The organism is Nocardioides soli, from assembly GCF_014191495.1.
Lineage (GTDB): Bacteria > Actinomycetota > Actinomycetes > Propionibacteriales > Nocardioidaceae > Nocardioides > Nocardioides soli.
On record NZ_JACHWR010000004.1, the window covers coordinates 55,936 to 79,008 of the forward strand.

Annotated in this window: 17 protein-coding genes and 1 riboswitch; of the genes, 9 read left to right on the plus strand and 8 right to left on the minus strand. The window is 73.2% G+C overall.

What is annotated here, in order from left to right; all coding sequences use genetic code 11:
* Positions 1-3: 3 nt before the first annotated feature.
* A complete protein-coding gene (locus tag FHU40_RS23200; protein WP_183594882.1) occupies positions 4-369 on the minus strand; it encodes a hypothetical protein in 366 nt (121 codons plus the stop codon).
* A 175-nt stretch (positions 370-544) separates the two neighbouring features.
* On the opposite strand from FHU40_RS23200, the gene FHU40_RS23205 reads away from it, so the two are divergent.
* Positions 545-2,686, plus strand: a complete 2,142-nt coding sequence (locus FHU40_RS23205) for an MMPL family transporter (protein WP_183594883.1) — start codon at positions 545-547, stop codon at positions 2,684-2,686.
* Position 2,687: 1 nt separating this feature from the next.
* Positions 2,688-3,413 carry a hemerythrin domain-containing protein gene (locus tag FHU40_RS23210; RefSeq protein ID WP_183594884.1) on the plus strand — a complete coding sequence of 242 codons (726 nt, stop codon included), beginning with the start codon at positions 2,688-2,690 and terminating at the stop codon, positions 3,411-3,413.
* A 714-nt stretch (positions 3,414-4,127) separates the two neighbouring features.
* Here FHU40_RS23210 and FHU40_RS23215 read toward each other — a convergent pair.
* Positions 4,128-7,520, minus strand: coding sequence for an ATP-binding protein (locus FHU40_RS23215; RefSeq protein WP_183594885.1), 3,393 nt, complete (start codon positions 7,518-7,520; stop codon positions 4,128-4,130).
* 157 nt (positions 7,521-7,677) lie between these two features.
* Here FHU40_RS23215 and dxs point away from each other — a divergent pair, with 157 nt between their 5' ends.
* From dxs to FHU40_RS23230, 3 genes are read left to right on the plus strand one after another with little or no spacing between them, the layout of a single operon-like run.
* Positions 7,678-9,600: a 1-deoxy-D-xylulose-5-phosphate synthase gene (gene dxs, locus FHU40_RS23220; protein WP_183594886.1), complete on the plus strand. Its 1,923-nt coding sequence runs from the start codon at positions 7,678-7,680 to the stop codon at positions 9,598-9,600.
* 16 nt (positions 9,601-9,616) lie between these two features.
* Entirely contained in the window at positions 9,617-10,816 is a 1,200-nt protein-coding gene (locus FHU40_RS23225) for a hypothetical protein (protein WP_183594887.1), read from the plus strand.
* Positions 10,817-10,865: 49 nt separating this feature from the next.
* Entirely contained in the window at positions 10,866-12,371 is a 1,506-nt protein-coding gene (locus tag FHU40_RS23230) for an amino acid permease (RefSeq protein ID WP_183594888.1), read from the plus strand.
* 128 nt (positions 12,372-12,499) lie between these two features.
* Here FHU40_RS23230 and FHU40_RS23235 read toward each other — a convergent pair whose 3' ends face one another.
* Positions 12,500-13,120 carry a hypothetical protein gene (locus FHU40_RS23235; RefSeq protein ID WP_183594889.1) on the minus strand — a complete coding sequence of 207 codons (621 nt, stop codon included), beginning with the start codon at positions 13,118-13,120 and terminating at the stop codon, positions 12,500-12,502.
* A 176-nt stretch (positions 13,121-13,296) separates the two neighbouring features.
* Here FHU40_RS23235 and FHU40_RS29740 point away from each other — a divergent pair, with 176 nt between their 5' ends.
* A complete protein-coding gene (locus FHU40_RS29740; RefSeq protein WP_221200220.1) occupies positions 13,297-15,339 on the plus strand; it encodes a histidine kinase in 2,043 nt (680 codons plus the stop codon).
* Positions 15,340-15,529: 190 nt separating this feature from the next.
* Complete coding sequence (locus FHU40_RS23245) at positions 15,530-16,198, plus strand: response regulator (protein WP_183594890.1); 669 nt, start codon at positions 15,530-15,532, stop codon at positions 16,196-16,198.
* Here the strand turns inward: FHU40_RS23245 and FHU40_RS23250 are convergent.
* Positions 16,195-18,396 (minus strand): CocE/NonD family hydrolase, encoded by a 2,202-nt coding sequence (locus tag FHU40_RS23250; RefSeq protein WP_183594891.1) that lies wholly within the window; start codon positions 18,394-18,396, stop codon positions 16,195-16,197. The two genes, FHU40_RS23245 and FHU40_RS23250, sit on opposite strands and share 4 nt — an antisense overlap.
* A gap of 19 nt (positions 18,397-18,415) precedes the next feature.
* Positions 18,416-18,850 carry a hypothetical protein gene (locus FHU40_RS23255; protein ID WP_183594892.1) on the minus strand — a complete coding sequence of 145 codons (435 nt, stop codon included), beginning with the start codon at positions 18,848-18,850 and terminating at the stop codon, positions 18,416-18,418.
* Between the two features lie 111 nt (positions 18,851-18,961).
* Here FHU40_RS23255 and FHU40_RS23260 point away from each other — a divergent pair, with 111 nt between their 5' ends.
* Both FHU40_RS23260 and FHU40_RS29745 read left to right on the plus strand, forming a co-directional pair.
* On the plus strand, positions 18,962-19,645 hold the full coding sequence (locus FHU40_RS23260) for a response regulator transcription factor (protein WP_183594893.1): 684 nt from the start codon (positions 18,962-18,964) through the stop codon (positions 19,643-19,645).
* A 4-nt stretch (positions 19,646-19,649) separates the two neighbouring features.
* Positions 19,650-20,972, plus strand: coding sequence for an ATP-binding protein (locus tag FHU40_RS29745; RefSeq protein ID WP_183594894.1), 1,323 nt, complete (start codon positions 19,650-19,652; stop codon positions 20,970-20,972).
* Positions 20,973-21,319: 347 nt separating this feature from the next.
* On the opposite strand, the gene FHU40_RS23270 is transcribed toward FHU40_RS29745, so the two are convergent.
* The 3 genes from FHU40_RS23270 to FHU40_RS23280 form a co-directional block, all read right to left on the minus strand.
* Positions 21,320-21,739: a hypothetical protein gene (locus FHU40_RS23270; RefSeq protein WP_183594895.1), complete on the minus strand. Its 420-nt coding sequence runs from the start codon at positions 21,737-21,739 to the stop codon at positions 21,320-21,322.
* A 35-nt stretch (positions 21,740-21,774) separates the two neighbouring features.
* Positions 21,775-22,149: a hypothetical protein gene (locus tag FHU40_RS23275; protein WP_183594896.1), complete on the minus strand. Its 375-nt coding sequence runs from the start codon at positions 22,147-22,149 to the stop codon at positions 21,775-21,777.
* A 503-nt stretch (positions 22,150-22,652) separates the two neighbouring features.
* Entirely contained in the window at positions 22,653-22,967 is a 315-nt protein-coding gene (locus tag FHU40_RS23280) for a DMT family transporter (protein ID WP_183594897.1), read from the minus strand.
* A 9-nt stretch (positions 22,968-22,976) separates the two neighbouring features.
* A riboswitch (guanidine-III (ykkC-III) riboswitch) is annotated at positions 22,977-23,041 on the minus strand.
* Positions 23,042-23,073 lie beyond the last annotated feature (32 nt).

The window sequence follows — 23,073 nt, forward strand, 5'->3', positions numbered from 1 at the left end:
TCACTACGAGGCGGGAGCCTCCGCCACGGGGTCCGTACACTCCAGCACCGGGTCGTCCCGGTCGGACAGGTCGACCTCGCAGGACTGCGGCCGGCCGTCGATGACCCAGATGGGGGAGTCGCCGAGCGGCGCGCTCCACTCCGTGATCTCGAAGTCGTACTTCGCCTCGATCGCCTGCCGGGTCGACTCCTGCTGGTCGCGAGAGACCTGCCCGATCAGCGGGTAGGACAGCAGCGTCGCCACGGCGGCCAGCACCAGCAGCAGTACCCCGATGCGGCTCCGGTGCAGCGCGAAGGCGCCCACGCTGAGCGCGAGGAGCAGGAAGCCGGCCACGATCGTGGACAGCAGCTGGATCTCGGTCTGGGTCATCGGGAGAAACCGTACCCAGCCGCGTGCCGCGAGCCGCCGCCGACCCGCCAGCCGCCGCCCATCACCGCCAGCCACCGCGCCTCAAGCCAGCTCCCAGCCGGTCCCAAGTGGTCGGGGTCAGAGTCCTGCCACCAGATCAGCTCGACCTCGGTCCATCTCTGACGGGAGCACCACCGTGTCTCGCATCCTCTACCGCCTCGGCCACCACACCGCGGCGCACCCCTGGCGGACGATCTTCGCCTGGCTCGCCGTGGTCATGGTGGCCTTCGGGCTCGCGAACGCCGTCGGCGGCACCACCCGGGACGACTACGACATCCCCGACGCCCGTGCCCAGGCGGGCATCGAGCAGCTGCGTGCCCACCTCCCCGACGGCGGCGGCGCGTCGGCGCAGGTCGTCGTCCACGACCGCGAGGGCGATCCGCTGTCGGCCGCGGACCTGGACGGGCTCGTCCAGCGGCTCGGCGCCCTCGACCACGTCAGCTCGGTGAGCCCGCCCCGGCTCTCCGCGGACACCGCGACCGCCCTGGTGACCGTGTCCTACGACGTACCGGTGACCGACCCCGACGTCGTGGGCACGAACGGCTACCAGCCGCTCGAGGACGCCGTGGCGCCGCTGCGCGACGCCGGGCTCCAGGCGGAGCTGGGTGGCGAGCTCCCCGGCGGCGCCGAGTCCCAGATGAAGGGCACCGGCGAGCTCGCCGGCGTGCTCGCGGCACTCGCCCTCCTGGTGATCGCCTTCGGCTCGGTCGTGGCCGCCGGCCTTCCGCTGCTGGTGGCACTGATGGGCCTCGCCGTCGGCTCGGCGGGCGTGACCCTCCTCGCCGCGACGATGGACGTCTCGACCGCCGCGCCCACGGTGGCCACGATGGTCGGCCTCGGCGTGGGCATCGACTACGCGCTGCTGATCGTCACCCGTCACGTGGAGTTCCTCGGCCAGGGCCATGACAGGCGGGAGGCGGCCGGACGCGCGCTGGAGACCGCCGGGCGCGCGGTCGTGTTCGCCTCGTTGACCGTCCTCATCTCGCTCCTGGGGCTCCGGCTCGGCGGGCTCCCGGTCTACTCGACGTTCGGTTACGCCACCGCGATCGCCGTCGTCTCGGTGCTCGCCGCCGCGCTCACCCTCGTGCCGGCGCTGTGCGGGCTGGCCGGCCGTCGCCTGATGCCCCGCCGCGCCCGGACGGCCGAGGGGGCCGGCGCGCTCCGCGTGCAGCGGACGCCGCTCACCGCCCGCTGGGCGGCGCGCGTCGTCCGGCGCCCGGTCGCCTTCGGGCTGGCCGCGCTGGTGTTCCTGCTGTTCCTGGCCGCGCCCGTGCTCGGCATGCGCACCTGGCCGCAGGACGGCAGCAGCGCGAGCCCGGAGACCTCCCAGCGCAAGGCGTACGACCTGATCGACACCGAGTTCGGCCCCGGCGCGAACGGGCCGTTCACCGTCGTCGTCGACGCCACCCGCGCCGACCCGCAGGCGATCGCCGACCAGGTCGCCGGGCACCCCGGCATCGCGGGCGTCACGACGCCGATGCTGACGCCCGACGGCGCGCTCGGCGTCTTCGACGCCGAGCCGTCGACCGGGCCCGCCGACGAGCGCACCTCCGAGCTGGTCACGGCGCTGCGCGCCGACCTGCCCGAGGGCGTCGAGGTCACCGGCACGACCCCGCTCTTCGCGGACATCTCCGGGATGCTGTCGGAGCGGCTGTGGCTGGTCGTCGGGTTCGTGGTCTCCGTGTCGGTGCTGCTGCTGGCGATGATGTTCCGCTCGGTCGTGGTCCCGGTGAAGGCGGCCGTGATGAACCTGCTGTCGATCACCGCGTCGTACGGCGTCCTCACCGCGGTCTTCCAGTGGGGCTGGGGCGGCAGCCTGCTGGGCATCGACCACGCGGTCGCGGTGTCGAGCTGGATCCCGATCCTGAACTTCGCGATCCTGTTCGGGCTCTCGATGGACTACGAGGTCTTCCTGCTCTCCCGGATCCGGGAGTTCTGGCTGCGCACCGGTGACGCCACGGCCAGCGTCGAGCGCGGCCTGGCCGCCACCGGCCGGGTAATCTCGTCGGCTGCGGCGATCATGGTCGTGGTGTTCCTCGGCTTCTCGACCGAGGCCGACACGGTCGTCAAGCAGCTCGGCTTCGGCATGGCGGTGGCGATCGTGCTGGACGCCACCGTCGTCCGGATGGTGCTGGTGCCGGCCACGATGACGCTGCTCGGCCGCTGGAACTGGTGGCTGCCGGCCTGGCTCGACCGCCTGCTGCCCACCATCGAGGCAGAGCGGCATGGCGCCGACGAGCCGCGGACCGAGCGTGAGCCCGACAGGGTCGGTGCCTGAGATGGCGACGACCAGCCCGACCTGGCCGCGGCAGCTGCGGCTGCCCGGCCAGGTCGCGGCCCCGGACGGACCGATCGACATGCAGATGATGTACGTCATGCACCACGCCTTCCGGCGCGACCTGGACCTGTTCGTCGCCGCGGTCCGCACCACCCCGGTCGGCGAGCGCGCGACCTGGGGGCTGCTCGCGCACCGGTGGGAGCTCTTCGCCGAGGTCCTGCACGAGCACCACACCGTCGAGGACGTCGGCATCTGGCCGGCACTCGAGCGTCTCGGTACGCCGGAGGACGCCACGGTGCTCGCGGCGATGGAGGCCGAGCACGACGAGATCGACCCGCTGCTCGAGGGCTGCGGCACCGGCTTCCAGCGCCTCGCCCACGGAACCGCTCGGAGGTCCGTGGAGGACACCCGCGCCGCCCTCGCGGTCCGGGTGAGCGCCGCCCGCGAGTCCCTGCGCCGGCACCTGGCGCACGAGGAGACCGAGGCGATCGCGATCATCCAGCGGCTGCTGACGGTCGCGGACTTCGCCCGCATCGAGCAGGAGGCCGGCCCCGACCTCGGCCTCGCCAAGGTGGCCCGGATCGTCCCCTGGGCGGCGTACGGCGTCCCGCGCGAGGCCCTCGACCGGATCTTCGCGCAGCCGGGCGGACGTGGCACCCGGATGATCTGGCGGTGCACCCGGCGCCGCTTCGCCCGGGTGCATGCCCGCACCTTCCGCTACGTGTGAGCGGTGTGGTCGAGGAGAGGCGCACCTGCCCGTGGTGGGGATCCCGGTGGTTGAGGAAGGCGCGCTAGCTGCCTGCGCCTACGGTGGTTGAGGAAGGCGCGCTGGCGCCTGGGACGTGGCGGTGGTTGAGGAAGGCGCGCTAGCGCCTGTCTCGAAACCACCTGGTCCGGGTCGGGGGAGTGTCGGCACTGGGTCGCGTTCGTGGTGGTTTCGAGACGGTTGCTAGCGCAACCTCCTCAACCATCGTCCTCATCGGGCACGGTGGTTGAGGAAGGCGTGCTGGCGCCTGTCTCGAAACCACCCCGCTCACGCCAACGACCCCCGCAGCCTCCAACCCCGCACGGACACGTCGACCGGCACCGGTGGTTTCGAGACGGTTGCTAGCGCAACCTCCTCAACCATCGTCCTCGTCGGGCACGGTGGTTGAGGAAGGCGTGCTGGCGCCTGTCTCGAAACCACCCCGCTCACGCCAACGACCCCCGCAGCCTCCAACCCCGCACGGACACGTCGACTGGCACCGGTGGTTTCGAGACGGTTGCTAGCGCAACCTCCTCAACCATCGTCCTCGTCGGGCACGGCGGCTGAGGAGGTTGCGCCTACGGTGGTTGAGGAAGGCGCGCTGGCGCCTGTCTCGAAACCACCAGTCCGACCGCCGGACTCTTCGGCGGCCAGCAGGTGAAACCCGCAGCTCCGCACGACCCGGCCGCGGCGGACTCAGATGCCCAGCCGCTCCCGCTCCCGTAGGCACCAGTCACGGGCGAGTGGCACCCGCCACTGCTCGCACAGCTCGACGGCCCGCTCGGCGTGCCGGGTGGCGAGGTCGTCCTGGCCGGTCGTGTGCGCGGCCATCGCCAGGAACATGTCGATCGGCCCGATCGTGCTGCCGGACCCCGCGCTCGCGGTCTGGCCGGCGAGGCCCGCCAAGAGCTCGTACGCCGTGGCAGCGAGCTCGAGGTCGCCCAGGTAGCAGGCGGTCTCGGCGGCCATGCTCCAGGCCATGGGGGAGTACCAGGTGTCGGCGTCGACGGCGCGATCGAGGTGCTCGCGGTGGGTGATCAGGCAGGCGCGGGCGTCGTCGAGCCGACCGGTGCGGCACAGCATGGTCAGCAGCGGTGGCGTCGTGGGGACGAAGCCGTCGACCGGCAGCGTCTCGAGCACGGCGAGCACGTCGGCCTCGCCGCCCTGCCACAGCGACTGCATCATCAGGGCGCCGGCGATTGACTCGGCGGTGCCGGGGATGCTGACGACCTGGGCGAGGTCGTCCAGCTCGCCCAACAGCGTCGCGACCTCGTCGAACCGGCCGCGCATCGCCGCCCACGAGACCGCGAGGGAGCCGAGGAACAGCTGGGCGTAGACGTGCCGGATCCGGTCCGCCTGCGCCCGGCCCTCGACCAGGCACTCCTCGAGCGCGGCCACGTCGCCCAGCTCGCCCGCGGCCTCGGCCCGCAGGGCGAGCGCGGAGACGAGCCCCACGGCGTCGCCGAGGTGGCGGGCCAGGTGGGTGGCCTCGGTGGTCATCTCCAGGCGCTGCCCGGCGTTGGCGCCCCGCCAGGTCGCGATCGTGGACCTGATCAGGGAGTTGAGCACGAGGGCCGGGTCGTCGAGGCGCCGCGCCATCGCGACCGCCTCCTCCGCGAGCGCCTCGCGCTCCTGCGGCGTCGAGCCGTAGTAGGTCTCCCCGGCCAGCGAGAGCATCACCCGGCAGCGGCGCGGGTCGTCGCCCTCGGGCAACCGGTCGAGCGCGCGCCGCAGTGAGTCGACGACGATGTCGTCGACCTCGCCACCGCCGGGAGTCCACAGCGCACCGGTGCTGGTCATCGCGCCGGCCCGGATCAGCAGGTCCAGGTCCCCGGCCTCGTCGGCCACCTCGATCGCCTCGTGGGCGACCTCGCGCAGCTCCAGCCAGCGGCCCGCGCGCCGGAGCACGTCGGCGAGGTCGGCGAGCACCTCGAACCGGTCCGCGGGGGTCGAGGCCGGGTCCTCGTCCTGGGAGCTCAGGGCGTACTCGAGCATCTCCAGTGCCTCGACGTAGGCGTAGACCGCCGTCGCGGAGCGGGCCGCCGCCTGAGCGGCCGGCCAGGCCCTCGCCAGATGCCGCGGTCCGGCGGCCAGCCAGTGCCGGGCGACCTCGGTCTCGCGCCCGGAGCGTTCGCCGAGCGCCTCGGCGGCGCGGACGTGCACGCGGGCCCGGCGCGACTGCGGCAGCCCGCTGAGCACCGTGTCGCGGACCAGGGCGTGGTTGAACCGGAACCGGTCCACCCCGTCCTCGGCGACCAGCCCGGCCGCGATCGCCGGGTCGAGCCGGTCCAGGGTGTCGTCCTCGTCGACGCGCGCGACCTCCGCGAGCGTGGACAGGTCGAAGATCCGGCCCAGCACGCTCGCGGTCCGGAGCAGGTCCTGCGTGGCGTCCTCGAGCGTCGCCAGGCGGCGCGACAGCACCTCGTGCACGGCGGCCGGCGGCCGGCCGTCGGCCACCAGCGCGGCGAGGTCGCCGTCCTTGGCGAGCCGGGCGTACTCCACGAGGAAGAACGGGTTGCCCTCCGTACGCCGCCGCAGCGTGTCGGCGTCGGCGTCGGTGGGCTCGGCCTCGGCGACCTGCGCGAAGACCTGCGCGGTCGCCTCGGCGGAGATCCCGCGCAGCTGCAGCCGCAGCGCGTGCTTGCGGGCCAGCGCCTCCGCCACCTCGGCCAGGGCGCCGGTCGGCACCGGGTGCTCGCGCCAGGTCGACACCACGAGCAGCCGGGCCGGGCTCTCCTGCGCGACCGCCTCGGTGAGCAGCCGGAGCACCCGCAGGCTGGAGGTGTCGGCCCAGTGCAGGTCGTCGAGCACGAGCAGCAGCGGTGCCCGCTCGGCGGTGTCGAGCACGGTCTGCACGATGCTCTCCCAGGCTCGGAACGCCGCGGCCTGGTCGTCGTCGTCCGCGGCCGACGGCAGCTGCGAGCCGAGCCGCTCGAGCACGGTCGCCCACGGCCACAGCGCGGGCGCGCCGTCGTCCTGCGAGCAGCGGCCCCAGGCGATCGTGACGCCCTGCTCCGCGGCGTACGTCGCGAGCTCGATCGCCAGCCGGCTCTTGCCGATGCCGGGCTCGCCGGTGAGCGCGACGAACGCTGGGGAGGAACCGGCGGCGGCGACCACCTGGTCGACCAGCCCGGTCAGGGCGGCGAGCTCCTCGTCGCGCCCGGCCAGCGACCACGGCCACAGCGCCGGGAACGGCAGTGGAGCGTGCGTCTCGACGCCGGCCGGGGGTGGGTCCGGGACCACGGGGACGTCCCCGGCGGGCGCCGGCGCGGCGGTAGCGATCTGCTCCTGGCGCAGCACCGCGGTCTGGACGGCGCGCAGCTCGGGCCCCGGCTCGAGCCCCAGCTCCTCGTCGAGCAGGTCGCGCACCTCCCGCAGCACGGCCAGGGCGTCGGCCTGCCGCCCCGACCCGGCGAGCGCGAGCGCGCGCAGCGCCCAGGCCCGCTCGCGCAGCTGGTGGACGCGGGTCAGCGCGTCCAGCTCGGCGGCGACGGTCGCGTGCAGGCCGAGCAGGACGCCGACGGCCGCCCGGTCCTCGCTGGCCAGCACCCGCAGCTCCTCGAGCCGGGCCCGCTCGGCGGCGGCCGCGGGCACATCACCGAGCTCGGCGAACGGGACGCCGCGCCACAGCCCCAGCGCCCGGTCGAGCGAGTCGTGGAGGGCGGCCAGGCCGCCGGCGTCGGGCGATCCCGGTGGCAGGGCGCGGCCCCGGCACAGCGCGTCGGCGAGAGGGGCGACGAGCGTGTGGGCCGACGACACGGCTGCCTCGAAGTCGGCGGTGTCAAGGTCGTCATCGGGTAACCGGAGCGCGTACCCGGGCTGTTCGGTGACCAGGAGGGTTGCGGCGGCACGCGTGGTCCGGTCCGGCTCGAGTGCACGGCGGAGCCCGGCGACGTACCCCTGCAGCGTCCCGGACACGCCCGGCGGAGGAGACCCGTCCCACACCAGGTCGGCGAGCGTGTCGGCGGACACCGCGCGGCCCCGGTGCAGCGCGAGCGCGGCGAGCAGCGCACGCTGCTTGGGGCCGCCCAGGCTGACCGGGCCCGACGGGCCGGTGGCCACGGTCGTGCCGAGGACGCCGATCCGCATGGCGGCAGGATAGGGCCGCCGGGGCCGGGGCGTACGTCGATCCCGCGCGGCATACCGCAACTCCGGGAGAGCCGGCCGCCCGGGCGGAGCCGCTGCGGTGCCACGCCCACCGCGGCGATCGTGGCCGCCGAGCGGCGGCCACGTAGACTCGCCCGCTATGGGAGTACTCGACTCGATCACGTCGCCACGCGACCTGCGCGGCCTCGACGACGCCCAGCTCGACACGCTCGCCACCGAGATCCGAGACTTCCTGATCGCCACCTGCGCCCGCACCGGCGGCCACATCGGCCCCAACCTCGGTGTGGTGGAGCTGACGATGGCGCTGCACCGGGTCTTCGACTCCCCGAGCGACCGGATCGTCTTCGACACCGGCCACCAGGCCTACGTGCACAAGCTGCTCACGGGGCGCAAGGCCGGCTTCGAGGGGCTGCGCCAGGAGGGTGGCGTCAGCGGCTATCCCAGCCAGGCCGAGTCCGACCACGACATCGTCGAGAACTCCCACGCCTCGACCGCGCTCAGCTACGCCGACGGGCTCGCCAAGGCCTACACGGTCCGGGGCGAGGACCGGCACGTGGTCGCGGTGATCGGTGACGGAGCCCTCACCGGCGGCATGGCCTGGGAGGCGCTGAACAACATCGCCGTGGCCCGCACCAGCCGGCTGGTGATCGTCGTCAACGACAACGGCCGCTCCTACACGCCGACGATCGGCGGCCTGGCCAACGCGCTCACCGCGCTGCGCACCAACCCGCGCTACGAGAACGTCCTCGACCTGGTCAAGCGGCGCCTGAACGCCGTGCCGGGCGTCGGACCCGCGGCGTACGACGCCCTGCATGCGATGAAGAAGGGGCTCAAGGACGCGCTGGCGCCGCAGGGCCTCTTCGAGGACCTGGGACTCAAGTACGTCGGCCCCGTCGACGGCCACGACCGGGTGGCGATGGAGCAGGTGCTGGCGCAGGCCAAGCGGTTCAACGCGCCGGTGATCGTGCACGCGATCACCCGGAAGGGCTACGGCTACGATCCGGCCGAGCGGCACGAGGCCGACCAGTTCCACGGGCCCGGCCCCTTCGACGTGCAGACCGGGGCGGAGAAGCCCAAGGGCCTGATCTGGACCGACCACTTCTCCGACGCGATCGTCGAGATCGGCCAGCGTCGTCCCGACGTGGTCGCCATCACCGCCGCGATGATGCACCCCGTGGGGCTCGACAAGTTCCAGGCGCGGTTCCCCGACCGCACCTTCGACGTGGGCATCGCCGAGCAGCATGCCGCCACCTCGGCGGCGGGCCTGGCGCTCGGTGGCCTGCACCCGGTGTTCGCCGTGTACGGCACCTTCCTCAACCGCGCCTTCGACCAGGTGCTCATGGACGTCGCGCTGCACAGGTGCGGCGTCACCTTCGTCCTGGACCGGTCCGGCGTGACCGGCGACGACGGGGCGAGCCACAACGGCATGTGGGACATGTCGATCCTCCAGGTGGTGCCCGGGCTGCGGCTCGCGGCGCCGCGCGACGCGACCCGGCTGCGCGAACTGATCAACGAGGCCGTCGAGGTCGATGACGCCCCGACCGTGGTGCGCTACCCGAAGGGCCCGCCGCCCGAGGACATCGAGGCCGTCGGCCGGGCCGGCGGCTGCGACGTGCTGGTGCGCAACGGCACCAAGGACGTCCTCGTCGTCGCGGTCGGCTCGATGGCGACCGTGGCCGTGGGCGTGGCCGACCGGCTGATCGCCCAGGGCATCGGCGTCACCGTCGTCGACCCGCGCTGGGTGAAGCCCGTCGATCCCGCGATCATCGAGCTCGCCCGCGAGCACCGGCTCGTGGTCAGCATCGAGGACAACGGCGAGACCGGCGGCTGCGGTGCGGTGCTGCTGCAGACCCTCAACGCCGCCGGCGTGCACACGCCGTTCCGTCTGCACGGCATCCCGCAGGAGTTCCTGAGCCACGCCAAGCGTGCCGCGATCCTTGAGCGGATCGGACTCACCCCGCAGGCGATCGCCCTGTCCATCGTCGAGGAGATGGGCATCGTGGAAGACATGACCTCGCTCTCCGACGGTCGTTCTCCCCTCGATGTCGGGCACACGACGTAGCCATCGCCCGATCGCGATGCCGCTGGTCCGGGGGCTGCTGGCCCTGGGGCTGGCGGGCATCGCCCTCGTCGGCTGCGCCGACGACCACCCGCCGCAGCCCGCGCCCGCACCGGCCGCCGACGTCGCCGCGGCGGTCGAGCACGCGCTGCAGGCCCGGGCCGCGGCCGTGCGCCGGGCCCGTCCGGAGGCCTTCGAGCGGACCCTGGGCGGCGGCGCCCGGTTCCGGGAGCAGCAGCGCACCTGGTACGCCAACCTGACCCAGCTCCCGCTCGAGCGGTTCGGCTACCGCTTCGACCCGGCGAGCCTGGTGCGCGACGGCGACGGCTACTGGGCGATCGTCGACGAGGTGCTCCAGCTCGACGGGTACGACGCGGAGCCCGTCATCACGTCCGACCGGTTCCGCTTCGCCCCGGCCGCCGGTGGGCGCGGCCGGCTGCGGCTGGTGTCGGTGGCCGACCGGGGCTGGGAGGCGGCGCACCGGGTGCAGCCGCAGCCGTGGGACGTCGGCCCGGTCGAGGTGCGGGCCGGCTTCGGCGTGCTCGGCATCTTCGACGCCGGATCGGTCGCGACCGCCGGCTCGCTGCTCACCTCCGTCGAGGCCGGCATCGCCGACGTGTCCGTGCTGGTGCCCCACGAGTGGTCCAGGTCCGTGGTCGTCTACGCGCTGTCGGACCCGACGTTCATGGCCGGCCTGGAGGACGTCCCCGGCGACGACCCGGAGCAGCTCGACGCGGTGTCCTTCCCGGTGGGTGCGGGCACCAGGTTCGTGCTCAACCCGCGCATCGTCGACCGGGCCGGCCCCGGCAGGGACCGGCTGGTGCGCCACGAGCTCACCCACGTCGCGATCGGCACTGCCGACGACCTCGCGCCGATCTGGGTCTCGGAGGGGCTCGCGGAGTGGGTGTCGGTGCAGTCGCTGCCGCCCGAGGACCGACGCATCCCCGACGCCGCCGTGGCCGCGGCCGAGGAGGGCGTCCCCGACCTGCCGGACGACGGGTCCTTCAACGACGAGGACTCCCAGGCCCACTACGGCTTGGCGTGGTGGGCGATCGAGTACGTCGCCGACTCCTACGGCGAGCAGGCGCCCTGGCTGCTGCTCGACGCGCTCGGGGCGGAGGGGGCCGACACCGAGCAGGTGTTGCGCGATCAGTGGGGCACCACGACGGGGGAGCTCGCCGAGCAGGCGGAGAGGCTGATCCTCGCGACCTACCGCTGACCCGGCGGGGCCTGGTTTCGGCCGGCGCACCGGAGGACAGTGTCAGGACATGAACCTGTTCCGCACCAAGTCGATCGAGCGGTCTATCGCCGACACCGACGATCCGGACCACAGGCTCCGGAAGGACCTCGGCGCCGCCGACCTCGTCGTGTTCGGCGTCGGCGTCATCATCGGCGCCGGCATCTTCGTGCTCACCGGCACCGTGGCCGCCTCCAACTCCGGCCCCGCCCTGGCGCTGAGCTTCCTGATCGCCGCCGTGGCGTGCGGTCTCGCGGGCCTGTGCTACGCCGAGTTCGCCTCGACGGTGCCGGTCGCCGGCTCGGCGTACACCTTCAGCTACGCCACGCTCGGCGAGCTGATCGCGTGGGTGATCGGCTGGGACCTGGTGCTGGAGTTCACGATCGGCTCCGCGGCGCTGTCGGTCAGCTTCTCCGGGTACCTCCAGGAGCTGCTCGACGGGACGGCCTTCGAGCTGCCGACGGCGCTGTCGTCGGCCTCCGAGGGCGTCATCGACCTGCCCGCCGTGGTCGTCGCGCTCGTCGTGATGGGCCTGCTCATCCGCGGCACGAAGTTCTCGAGCCGGGTCAACCAGGTCGTGGTGGCCATCAAGATCGCCGTGGTGGTGACCGTCATCGTCGTCGGGATCGCCTACGTCGACCCGTCGAACTGGGTGCCGTTCATCCCCGAGTCCCAACCGGTCCCCGAGGGCGAGGGCGGTTTCAGACAGCTGCCGCTGATCACCTCGCTCTTCGGCATCGAGCCGGCCGTCTACGGCTTCGCGGGCGTGGTCGCCGGCGCGGCCATCGTGTTCTTCGCCTTCATCGGCTTCGACATCGTGGCCACCACGGCCGAGGAGGCGCGCAACCCGCAGCGCGACGTGCCGATCGGCATCCTCGGGTCGCTCGCGATCGTGACGCTGCTGTACGCCGCGGTCAGCCTGGTCGTCACCGGCATCCAGCCCTACACCGAGATCGATCCGGACGACGCCGCCCCGCTCGCCACGGCGTTCGACGCCGCCGGCGTGGAGTGGATGGGCAACCTGATCTCGATCGGCGCGTGCATCGGACTGGTGGTGGTCGCGATGATCCTGATGCTCGGGCAGTGCCGGGTCGCGTTCGCAATGGGCCGCGACGGGCTGCTGCCGCGCTGGATCTCGAAGGTGCACCCGACCTACGGCACGCCGTACCGGATCACGCTCATCACCGGTTGCGTGGTCGCCGCGATCGCCGGCTTCGTCGACCTGACGACGCTCGCGAACCTGGTGAACATCGGCACTCTCTTCGCCTTCATCCTGGTCAGCATCGCGGTCGTCGTGCTCCGCCGCACCCGGCCCGACCTCCCGCGCGCCTTCCGCACGCCGATCGTGCCGGTGGTCGCGGGCCTGTCCGTGCTGATGTGCCTCTACCTGATGCTCAACCTGACCGGCGAGACCTGGGAGCGGTTCGTGATCTGGATGCTGATCGGGTTCGTCGTCTACTTCGCCTACGGGCGCCGGCATTCGCGGCTGAACGAGGAGAGCGAGACCGCCGAGGCCGTCGAACCGGAGTCCCGCTGACGCAGCCTGTCCGAGGCGGTGGTTTCGAGGCTCAGGCGCAGAGCGCCTTCGCACCTCAACCACCGTCACGCTGGTTGAGGTGCGAGGGCCGCCAGGCCCGAGCCTCGAAACCATCCCAGCCCGAGACCTCAGCCCTCCTTGCGCGCCACGATCTGGCCGAGCACGCCGTACCCCAGGCAGAGGTGGACGAACGACACGACGCCGGCGACGGTGCTGCCGAAGATGCCGAACGTCGGGACCACGATCGGGCCCCAGCTCTCGGCGATGAGCGGCCAGAAGCGCTCCTTGCCGTGCCAGCGGCCGGCGACGGCGACGCGGATGCCGATGAAGAACATGCCGAGCATCGACAGCGGCCAGAACGCGTCGAGCATCGCCCAGCCGGCCTGATCGAGATCGCTGACGCCGATGCCGTCCGCGATCGTCGACCCGATCGCCAGGAGCAGCAGCGCGACCTCGAAGCGGAGGAAGAACCGGGCGAGCCGGCCCGCACCGAGTGCCCTGGTCGCGTAGAGGACGGAGAGCAGGCCGAGCAGGCCGAGCTGGAACGTGCCGGAGGTGATCGACGACAGCGCCTCCTCGAACGATCCGGAGGGGTCGGTGCCGAAGATCAGCGAGTCGGTGCCCCACGCGACGGCGCCGATGCTCAGCAGTATGCCGCGCTTGAAGAAGGGGCGGGTGGGTCCGGTCGACGCGGCCGCCGGACGGCGTACGTCGGAGCGGGCGGGAGCGGGAGTCTGCTCGAGGGTCATGGGATTCTCCTGGGTGTGGGGCGGCACCGGAAGCCGTCCGATGACCGGAACACTCCCGGGTCCGGCGGCCCGGGCAGCAGGGAGCGGCGTCCCTCGTCCGGTCCTCCGCCGGTGTCCCGCGGGCGCGGGACACCGATCCCGGGACGGCGGGACGCCGCGCGCTCGATACTTCTCGGGTGACCCCCGCTCGCCTGCCCGCCGCCGTCGTCGCGGTGCTCGCACTCGCGATGCTCGGGCTGTGCGTCGCCCTGGACCTCGTCAACGATCCGGCGGACCGCACCCGGGCGATGATGGGCTGGGGCACGATCTCGGCGTGTGTCGGTGCGATCGCCGTGGCCACCCAGGTGCCGGTGCTCTGGCGTCACCCCCGTCACCCGATCGCGTGGGTGATCACGCTGACCGGCCTGCTGTGGTCGCTCGACGGGCTCGGCGAGTCCTGGGCGGCGTACGGCATGGCGCACCCGCCGTACCCGCCGCTGACCGGCGTCGCGGTGTGGCTGGTCGCCCAGGTCGGTGCGTTCCTGTTGGTCGGGCTGCCGCTGGTGCTGGTGCTCTACCCGACCGGCCGGCTGATGCCCGGCCGGTGGCGGGTCGTCAGCATCCTGGTCGTCGTGATGGCGGCTGCGCTGCCGCTGCTGCTGCTCTTCGCGCCGGTCTCGGCGCTCACCGCGGACGGCTTCGAGATGCCGATGGAGACCGGTATGCCCGAGCTCCCCGTGCCGGGGGACGTCTTCGTCCGCCTGCTGTCGGTCGGTCGGATGCTGACGCTCCTGTCGCTCCCGCTGGCCGTCGCGGTGATCTTCGTCCGGCAGCGCCGCGCCAGCGGGCGCGAGCGCACCCAGCTGCGCTGGCTGCTCTGGGCCGCGGTGATGTGCCTGGTGATGAGCGGGATCGCGGTCTGGCTGCACAACGGCTGGATCGTGACGGCCGCGCTGATGCTGGCGCTGGCCGTCACCGGGGCGTCGATCGCGATCGGCATCCTCGACCCGGAGGTGCGCGACGTCGACGCGCTGATGGGCGGCACGGTGGTCTGGGCGACGGTGGCGGGCACCGTCATCGTGCTCGACCTGCTGCTGGTCGCCGTGCTCGACGGGGTGCTCGGCGAGCGTCTCGACCAGCGCGACGCGACGCTCCTGCTGCTGCTCGTCGCGGTGACCATCTACGCGCCGGTCCGCTCCCGGATCACCGCGCTGGTCCGCCGGGCGCTCGTCGGTCGGCGGGGCGACCGGTACTCCGTCGTCACCGAGCTGGCCGCGCGCCTGGAGGAGTCCGGCGACGTGCGCACCCAGCTGCCCGAGCTGGCGCGCGCCGTCGCGGCCGCGTTCAAGCTCGACTACGTGCGCGTCGAGGTGTTCGGGCACGCGGGCGGCACGATCACGGCGACGTACGGCGAGCGTCCGCGCGAGACCCGCGAGGTGCCGATCCGGTACGTCGAGGAGGAGGTCGGCCGGCTGGAGCTGCCGGCGCGCGGGGTGCGGTCGATGCTGTCGACGCGCGACCAGGCGCTGCTCTTCGACATCGTGCGCCAGGCGGCGATGGCGGTGCGCAGCGCGCGGCTCGCCGACGACCTGCAGCGCTCCCGCGAGCAGCTGGTGCTGGCCCGGGAGGAGGACCGGCGCCGGATCCGGCGCGACCTGCACGACGGGCTCGGGCCCGTGCTGGGCGGGGTGGCGATGCGCCTCGACGCGGCCGGCAACGCACTGGACCGCGACCCGGAGACCACCCGGCAGCTGGTCGCGCGGTCGCGGCAGGACATCACCGACGCCCTGGCCGACGTCCGCCGCCTCGTGCACGGGCTGCGCCCACCCGCGCTGGACGATCTGGGGCTGCTCGCCGCGCTCGACCAGCAGGCGGAGCGGATGAGCACCGCGTCGCTCGCGGTGACCGTCGGCGCCGAGGACGTGCCGGCGCTGTCGGCCGCGGTCGAGGTCGCGGCGTACCGGATCGCGTCGGAGGCGCTCGCCAACGCCGCCCGCCACGCCGGTGCCCGGCACGCCGCGGTGCGCCTCGTGGGCGACCACGACGCGCTGCTCGTCGAGGTCGGCGACGACGGGGCCGGCATCGGCGCCGACGTGGTCGCGGGCGTGGGACTGCGGTCGATCCGCGAGCGCGCCGAGGAGCTCGGCGGCCGCACCGAGATCACCTGCCCGAGCGAGGGTGGCACGCTGGTGCGTGCCTGGCTGCCGATGACACCGACCCTCGCCGAGGAGGCCCGATGAGCTGGTTGTGTCGATCGCGTGTCGCCCCGGTCGGCGGTGGGTGCTCCACCTCGTCGGCGCGGTGTTCGGTGGACAGCTCACCGCCGGCCGGGCGGGGGGCGGGGAAGCGGTGGGTGCTCCACGTTTCTGGGCCGGCAGCAGGTGGGTCGCCCACCGCCGCCCGGGCCCGGCGGCACGAGGAGGTGGGTCGATGAGCACCGTAGCAGACGGCGGACCCGAGCCGGTCCGGGTGCTGGTCGCCGACGACCACCCGATCTTCCGCGACGGGCTCGCGACGCTGCTGGGCACCCAGCCCGGCGTCGCCGTGGTCGCGACCGCCGGCGACGGCGCCGAGGCGGTCGCGCTCGCCGCCGAACACCACCCGGACGTCGTCGTGATGGACGTGCAGATGCCGGGCATGAACGGCATCGACGCGACCCGCCTGCTGACCGAGACCCAGCCCGACGTCCGGGTGCTGGTGTTCACGATGGGCGAGGAGGACGGCACCGTGCTGGCCGCGATGCGGGCCGGGGCCCGGGGCTACCTCGTCAAGGGCGCCAGCCAGGACGAGGTCGCGCGGGCGATCTCGACCGTGCACGCCGGCGGGCTGGTGTTCGGTGCCTCGTTGGCGCTGCGGATCGCCGACCTGCTCTCCGGTACGTCGACCCCGGACCGTTCGGCGTTCCCGCAGCTGACCGAGCGCGAGCTCGAGATCCTCGACCTGATCGCCGCCGGCAAGAACAACCCGCAGATCGCCTCGACCCTCTACCTGGCGCCCAAGACGGTGCGCAACAACGTCTCGAACATCCTGGCCAAGCTGCAGGCGACCGATCGTGCCGAGGCGATCATCCGGGCCCGCGACGCGGGCCTCGGCGGCTAGCCGGGATAGCTCCGGCACGGCTGGCTGCGCAGCGCCGCGCACTCCGGCGCCTTCGCCGGCACCCGTACGCCGGGGACCAGCGGCAGCACCAGCCGCGAGCGGTGCTTGCGGTCGGTCGCGATCTCCACCTTCTCGCCGCGCGAGATCGTGTCGAAGGCCCACAGTGGGCGGGCGTTGCCGGGGGCGTCGACGGTGATCCGGATCCGCGAGCCGGCGCGGAAGGCCTGGGCGAACGGGAACAGCTCGACCCGGACCTTCGCGAACTCTCCCTTGGGCAGCCGCAACCGGTCGGACCTCAGGTGGGTGTGCTGGGGGGAGATCGCGGTCGACCCCGGCGCGAGCTTGCGATGGCTGGCTCGCAGCCAGCCGGACTGCACGTAGACCTCGGTGCCGTCGGGTCGCACCTCGCTCAGCGTGACCTCGAGGTCGGTGTCCCGCTTGGGCGTGCGCACCCACAGGTCGACCGAGCCGGTGCCGATGGCGACCGCGGTCCGCTTCAGGGGAGCGGTGATCCAGCCGAGGCCCTTGCCGTGGGGGATCTGCCGCCAGCGGTACTTCGGCTGCGCGGCCCAGATGCCGCCACCCGAGCCGGCGTACGTCGTGGCCGGCAGCGCCTTCGGGTCGGCCCGGTAGCTGCGCGGCGTGGTCTCGCGCGCCCTGACCGACGGGGCCGACGAGCGCAGCCGCCCGTTCGGGGCCAGGTACCAGCGCTTCACCGAGGCGCCCGGGATCGGCCAGGACCGGAACGAGTGCTCGAAGCGCGGCAGCGGCGCCCCGGCCGGCTTCCCGGCGGCCGCCCCTTCCTCGAAGAGGATCCGGATCGGCTTGGCCGACTCGTACTTGCGCAGCGCCTGGCCGTAGCTCATCCCGCTGTAGTCGGTCTGCCGCGGCAGGCTGAGCCCCGGCACGCCGGTCAGCGACTGCGCCAGGATCGGCGCGACCAGGGCCTTCGCCGAGGTCGGCACCCGTCGCGCGACGTACAGGTCGAGGAAGTCGGCGTACCGCCCGAAGATGCCGAGGCTGAGCGACTCGGTGTGCGAGCCGTTCGTCATGGTCGCGTAGACGCGGGGCGACGACGTGAGGTCGTCGATCAGCTGCGGGAAGTGGCCGCCGGTCTGCTCGTCCTGCCACGCACCCGCCAGGAAGACCGGCACGTCGATCCGGTGGGCGAAGAGGCTCGGGTTCATCGGGTCGCCGATCCGCGGGGCGTAGTAGGGGTTGTCCTCGATCATGTCGAGCACGTCGGGGTTCTGCAGCCGCAGCGCCTGGTTGGCCTGGCAGGTGGTGTCGCCGCCGTCGACCCGGCCCCGCTCCCAACCCTGGCCGTACGGCGCCGCTTGGGTCGACCGCTCCTTCGCCCAGGGCACCGCGAAGCCCGTGTTGAGGATGCCGCCGGGGTAGAGCGTGCTGCGGTAGGTGTCGTCGATGACCGACAGCGGCGTGATCGCGGCCAGGCTCGGCGGCTGGGTCTGCGCGACGTACAGCTGCTCGATGCCGGGGTAGGAGACGCCGACCATCCCGACCCGGTGGTACTTCACCCACGGCTGCGCGGCGATCGCCTCGATGGCGTCGTACCCGTCGACGCTCTGCACCGGCTCGAAGGGGCGGAAGGAGCCGCCGGAGCAGCCGGTGCCGCGGATGTTCACCCCGACGTAGGCGTACCCGAGGGCGGTGAACAACTGCGCCATCACCGAGCTGCCCGGCCGGCTCGGGTCGTACCCGGAGTACTCGACGACGGTCGGGAACGGCCCGGCGCCGCCGGGGAGGACCACGTTCGCCGACAGGGTCGTGCCGTCGCGGGTGGTCAGGTAGCCGAAGCCCTCCGACAGCGTCTGGCCCGCGTAGAACGACGCGGCCGGGGCCGGGTCGTCGGCGTCGGTGACGGTCGCGGGCGCGGAGGCCATGGCCGGGTCGCCGATCACCCGCACCGTGTAGCTGCCGGGGTCCAGCTCGCGCCAGGCCAGGCTGCCGGCCGCGTCGACGGTGCCCGAGGCGACGACGCCGGCACCCCTGACCAGCTCCAGGCCCTGGCCCGGGGTCGCGCCGAGCACGTAGAGCTGGTTGACGCTCGGACGCACGAGGAACCCGGGGTCGACGGCCGCGGCGACGCCGGCGACGCTCGGCGCGCCGGCGGCCAGGACACCAGCGGTCAGGGCAAGGGCGGCGACGGCGGCCGCGGCCCGCCTGGGACTCGTCATGCGGAGGATGCTCCCATCCTCAGTCGTCGTCGGGAAGCGTCTTCACCTCGCGGTCGCCGACGGCCGGACGGCCCTGGTTGCAGTAGACCTCGATCTCGATCGAGCGGTCGCCGCTCGCGAAGACCGCGTCGACGTCGTCGTCGGGCCCCTCCTCGTAGCTCACCACCCGCCAGCCCGCGGCGGGCTCCGGCGCCAGGCCGTAGGCCACGGCCCCGCGACACTCCACCTCGAACCTGCCGAACTCGTCCTCGATCGTGCGGGCCACCACCGCCGCCTTCGGGTCGGGACTGCGGACCCCCTCGGACCGCTCGGGAGGCGGTACGTCGTTGCCGAGTGGCCCCCGATCGCGGACGCTCGCGCCGACCGATGTCACCGCGACCACGCCGACGGTCACGGCCACCGCGGCCGCGATCAGCCAGGCCAGCAGGTAGCCGAGGATCCGTCGCGAGGTCACGGGGTCAGCATGCCCGCCCCGCCTCCCGGTTTCGTTAGCGGACCGCTAAGGCGACGCTAAGCCGTGGTGTGGACCGACGGCTCGGGGGCGAGGAGCGGTTAGGGTCCGAGGGTGCCCCAGGTCCTGATCGTCGAGGACGACGCGCGCATCAGGCCGCTGCTGATGCGCTCGCTCGACGAGCGTGGCTACGCGGTGTCGTCGGCGGCGACGGGCATGCAGGGCCTCGCGATGGCGGTCGACGACCGGCCCGACCTGGTGATCCTCGACCTCGGGCTGCCCGACGTCGACGGCACCCAGGTGCTGCGGATGCTGCGGGCGGTCAGCGACGTGCCGGTCATCGTCGCGAGCGCGCGCGACGACGACCCCTCGCTGGTCGGCTGCCTCGACGCCGGTGCCGACGACTACGTCGTCAAGCCGTTCACGACCGACCAGCTCGAGGCGCGGATCCGGGCGGTGATGCGCCGGGTCACCGGTACGTCGAGCGTGCGCCGGTCGATCGTGGTCGGTGGCCTCGAGATCGATCCCGCCGCGCGCCGCGCGAGCGTCGAGGGGGAGGCGCTCGACCTCAGCCCGCGCGAGTTCGACCTGCTGCGCCACCTCGCCGAGCGTCCGGGTGAGGTGGTCACCAAGCGCGAGCTGCTCACCGAGGTCTGGAACCAGCCGTGGGGCGGCTCGGACAAGACCGTCGACGTCCATCTGTCCTGGCTGCGGCGCAAGCTGGGGGAGTCGGCCGCGGAGCCGCGCTACCTCCACACCGTCCGCGGCGTCGGCGTCCGGCTGTCGGCCCCGGAGTGACCGCGTGCGCCGGAGCCTGATCCTCACGGTGGCGGCGGCCGTGACCATGGTGCTGCTCGCGATGCTGGTACCGATGGCGGTGCTGCTGCGCAGCTACGCCCTCGAGGATCGGATCTCGCGCGCGGCGCTCGAGGTGCAGGCGACCGAGACCGTCGTGTCGGGACACGACGAGGGCGCGGTCGCGACGTACCTCGCGACCATCAACCGCAACCCCGACGTGCAGACGACCGTGCTCTACCCGCCCGACGACCTGCACCCCGACGGCGAGGCGATCGGACCGGCGCCCGGCGAGGACCACGACGTGGTGGAGGCGCGGCTGACCGGCCAGGCCAGCGTGCGCGACGTCGACGGCGGCGCCGAGATCCTGGTGCCGGTCTCGCTGGGCCCGAGCAGTGCGGGGCCCGAGGCCACGCCGGTGATCCTGGTGCAGGTGCGCGCACCCGGCCTGGAGTCCGACATCGTGCGTGCCTGGCTGATGCTGCTGCTCCTCGGCGTGGTGCTGCTGGTGGGTGCGCTCGTGCTCGCCGACCGGCTGGGCCGCTCGTTCGTGCAGCCGATCCGCCGGCTCGCGGCGTACGCCGGAGCGCTCGGGGAGCGCCGTCGTCCCGAGCCCGTGGCGCCGTCGGGCCCGGCCGAGGTCCGGGAGCTGGCCAGCGCCATGAACCGGCTCGTCGTGCGGATCGAGGACCTGCTCGAGCGCGAGCGGGCGGGGGTCGCCGACCTGTCCCACCGGCTGCGGACGCCGATGACCGCGCTGCGGCTGCGCGTCGACGGGCTGGCCGACGCCGAGGGCCGGACCCGGCTCAGCGGCGACCTCGACGAGCTCCAGGCGACCGTCGACCAGGTGGTGCGCGAGGCCCGGCGCTCGGAGCGCGAGGGCGTCGTGCCGATGGTCGACGCGGTGGCCGTCGTGGCCGAGCGGGCGCGCTTCTGGGCGCCCCTCGCCGACGACCAGGGGCGCGCCTTCGACGTCCGGGTGGAGGTCACCGGCCCGAGGCCGGTGCCGATCTCGGAGCAGGACCTCCAGGCGCTCGTCGACGTGCTGCTCGACAACGTCTTCACGCACACGCCCGAGGACGCCGCGGTGACCGTGACCCTCGCGCCGCGCCCCGGCGGCGGGCTGTCGCTCACGGTCGACGACGCCGGTCCGGGCTTCCCGGACGACGTGGACGTCTCCGGCCGGGGCGAGTCCGGGGCCGGGTCGACCGGACTGGGCCTGGCCATCGTCGACCGGACCGCCACCGACTCCGGTGGCGGCCTGTCCTGGGAACCCGCGCCCGCCGGCGGGGCCCGGGTCGTGGTCGAGCTGGGCCCCGCCGTCCGCTAGGCCGTGTTGATCAAGTAGGCGCCGTCGCGAGCGGCGCGATGGGCGTGCGATGACAAGGCGCCCGGAGCGACGGCATACCCGTTCGTATTCCGAGCTCCGGCAACGCAGTCAGCGTGCGTCCAGCGCGTCGCGTAGCAGGCGCGGAGTTGATCAACGCGGCCTAGATGACTAATTCCAAGGCCTCGCACGCTGCGCGACGCTCATCATCCGCTCCGGCGGCGTTGCCGACGCTTGAAAGACGTCCAGTCTGCCGACGCATCGGCGCCTTGCCGGAGCGGCGCTGAGCGCCGCTCGCTTGCACGATCCCTTGGAATTACTCATCTAGGCGGCGCGCGGATCCCCCGGGGTCAGCGTGCGAAGTGCAGGGTGCGGGTCACCTTGCCCGGGCCGCCGACCCGCTTCAGCGTGACCTTGAAGGTGTCCGAACCGCTGGTGTCCTTGCTGCGGACCTCGCGGAAGTCGACCTCCCAGCGGCCGTCGTCGCGCACCGCCCGCGCCGTGCGGACGCCGACCCGCTTGCCCTCGTGGCGGACGACCATCCGCCAGGTCGATCCGGCCGGCACGCCGTCGATGTCGGCGTCGACCTCGAAGCGGCGGTCCTTCTCGACCGAGATGTCGTACGCCGCGCCGGCCACCTGGCCGCGGGCGTGCCGCTCGGGGCCGTCGGCCTGCGCGGGCCCGGCGGCCAGCGCGGTGAGGGCGCCGGCGACCAGGGCGCCGGTGGCGGTGAGTGTGATCGTGCGCTTCGTCATGACGCTCGTCTCCATGGTTGTCTCCTCGGTTGGTACGGTCGGGTTGTCGGTCAGCGGTCGAGCGACGCGGTGCAGGCCTCGCCGCTCTCGGGGGTCGCGGTGGCGGAGAACGACGAGCCGTCCTTGTCGCTCACGGTCACGTCGACGTCGAGCTCGGCGTCCTCGTCGGTCTGCCGGGAGCCCGAGTAGATCTCGGTGCCGTCCTGCTCGATGACGACCTGCCAGGTCTCGCCCGGCGCGGCCGACTGCAGCTCGAAGGTCACCTCGACGCCGCCGTCCTCGTCCTCGGCGCCCAGCTCCCACGTCACGTTGCCGCAGGTGCCGCGCTCGGTCTTCTCGTCGTCGCCGCCGAGCGCCCACCAGGCGCCACCGGCGACCACCACCAGCGCGACGACGGCGACGGCCGCCAGGACCATCTTCTTCATGGGACTCCCTCTCTCGGGGTCGCTTCTCAGGATCGCTCGGGCCCGGTCGGGTCCGAGCGGATGACCTGAACGTTCCCCTCTGGAGCGCTAAGCACGCTCCAGCGCGACGCTAAGGCGAGGCAAAGTCGGAGTGGGCCGGGTCCTGCGGCGGCGAGGGGCGCTGGTTTCATCAAGGGATGAGGGTCGCGATTCCGGGATAGTCCGTCACGTTCCTGCTGTCGTTCCGGCGATCGGGCAGCCATTTCGTGACGGACTATCCGCTCGCGGCGTCCGGCGACGGGTGTCCCACGGGGACGACCTAACGCACGCCTGGACGGTGAAGCTTCGTCGTCCCAGCGGGAGATTCGTCGGCCGGCCGACGAAGCTCCAGGCCCGGTCCGGAAATCTCAGCCACAGGAGCCTGAACGCCCAGGGAAGCGCGGGTCGACCCTCATCCCTTGATGAAGCCGCGCTGCCCACGGCCGATGAACCGCCCGCCCGCCGGCGTCACCCACCCCCGAGGGTCAGTGCAGGACCTTGAGCCCGATCACGCAGGCGACGATGCCGCCGAGCAGCAGCACCTTGGCGAGGGAGGCGGGCTCGGCACCGGTCACCATGCCGTAGGCCACGGTGATGGTCGCGCCGATGCCGACCCACACGGCGTACGCCGTGCCGACCGGCAGCTGCCGCATCGCCACGGCGAGGCCGGCCATGCTGAGGCACAGCGTGACGACGAACGTGATGGTGGGGCCGAGCTTGCTGAAGCCCTCGGACTTCGACAGGGCGACCGCCCAGACGGCTTCGAGCATGCCGGAGAGGACCAGAACGAGCCAGGACATGATGTCTCCTTGGCGCCGTCTTGTCGCTGACCGGGTACGGCACCACTCGTCCGGGAGCCGGAGTCCGGCTCTGCATCCAGGCTCTCAAACGGGCGCGGCCCGGGCA

Bases quoted from the DNA above. Each gene is read 5' to 3' on its own strand.
- FHU40_RS23250 (WP_183594891.1), bottom strand. From the start codon at position 18,396: ATGACGAGTCCCAGGCGGGCCGCGGCCGCCGTCGCCGCCCTTGCCCTG.
- FHU40_RS23275 (WP_183594896.1), bottom strand. From the start codon at position 22,149: ATGAAGAAGATGGTCCTGGCGGCCGTCGCCGTCGTCGCGCTGGTGGTG.
- FHU40_RS23270 (WP_183594895.1), bottom strand. From the start codon at position 21,739: ATGGAGACGAGCGTCATGACGAAGCGCACGATCACACTCACCGCCACC.
- FHU40_RS23230 (WP_183594888.1), top strand. From the start codon at position 10,866: ATGAACCTGTTCCGCACCAAGTCGATCGAGCGGTCTATCGCCGACACC.
- FHU40_RS23210 (WP_183594884.1), top strand. From the start codon at position 2,688: ATGGCGACGACCAGCCCGACCTGGCCGCGGCAGCTGCGGCTGCCCGGC.
- FHU40_RS23235 (WP_183594889.1), bottom strand. From the start codon at position 13,120: ATGACCCTCGAGCAGACTCCCGCTCCCGCCCGCTCCGACGTACGCCGT.
- FHU40_RS23245 (WP_183594890.1), top strand. From the start codon at position 15,530: ATGAGCACCGTAGCAGACGGCGGACCCGAGCCGGTCCGGGTGCTGGTC.
- FHU40_RS23225 (WP_183594887.1), top strand. From the start codon at position 9,617: ATGCCGCTGGTCCGGGGGCTGCTGGCCCTGGGGCTGGCGGGCATCGCC.
- dxs (WP_183594886.1), top strand. From the start codon at position 7,678: ATGGGAGTACTCGACTCGATCACGTCGCCACGCGACCTGCGCGGCCTC.
- FHU40_RS23200 (WP_183594882.1), bottom strand. From the start codon at position 369: ATGACCCAGACCGAGATCCAGCTGCTGTCCACGATCGTGGCCGGCTTC.
- FHU40_RS23215 (WP_183594885.1), bottom strand. From the start codon at position 7,520: ATGCGGATCGGCGTCCTCGGCACGACCGTGGCCACCGGCCCGTCGGGC.
- FHU40_RS23280 (WP_183594897.1), bottom strand. From the start codon at position 22,967: ATGTCCTGGCTCGTTCTGGTCCTCTCCGGCATGCTCGAAGCCGTCTGG.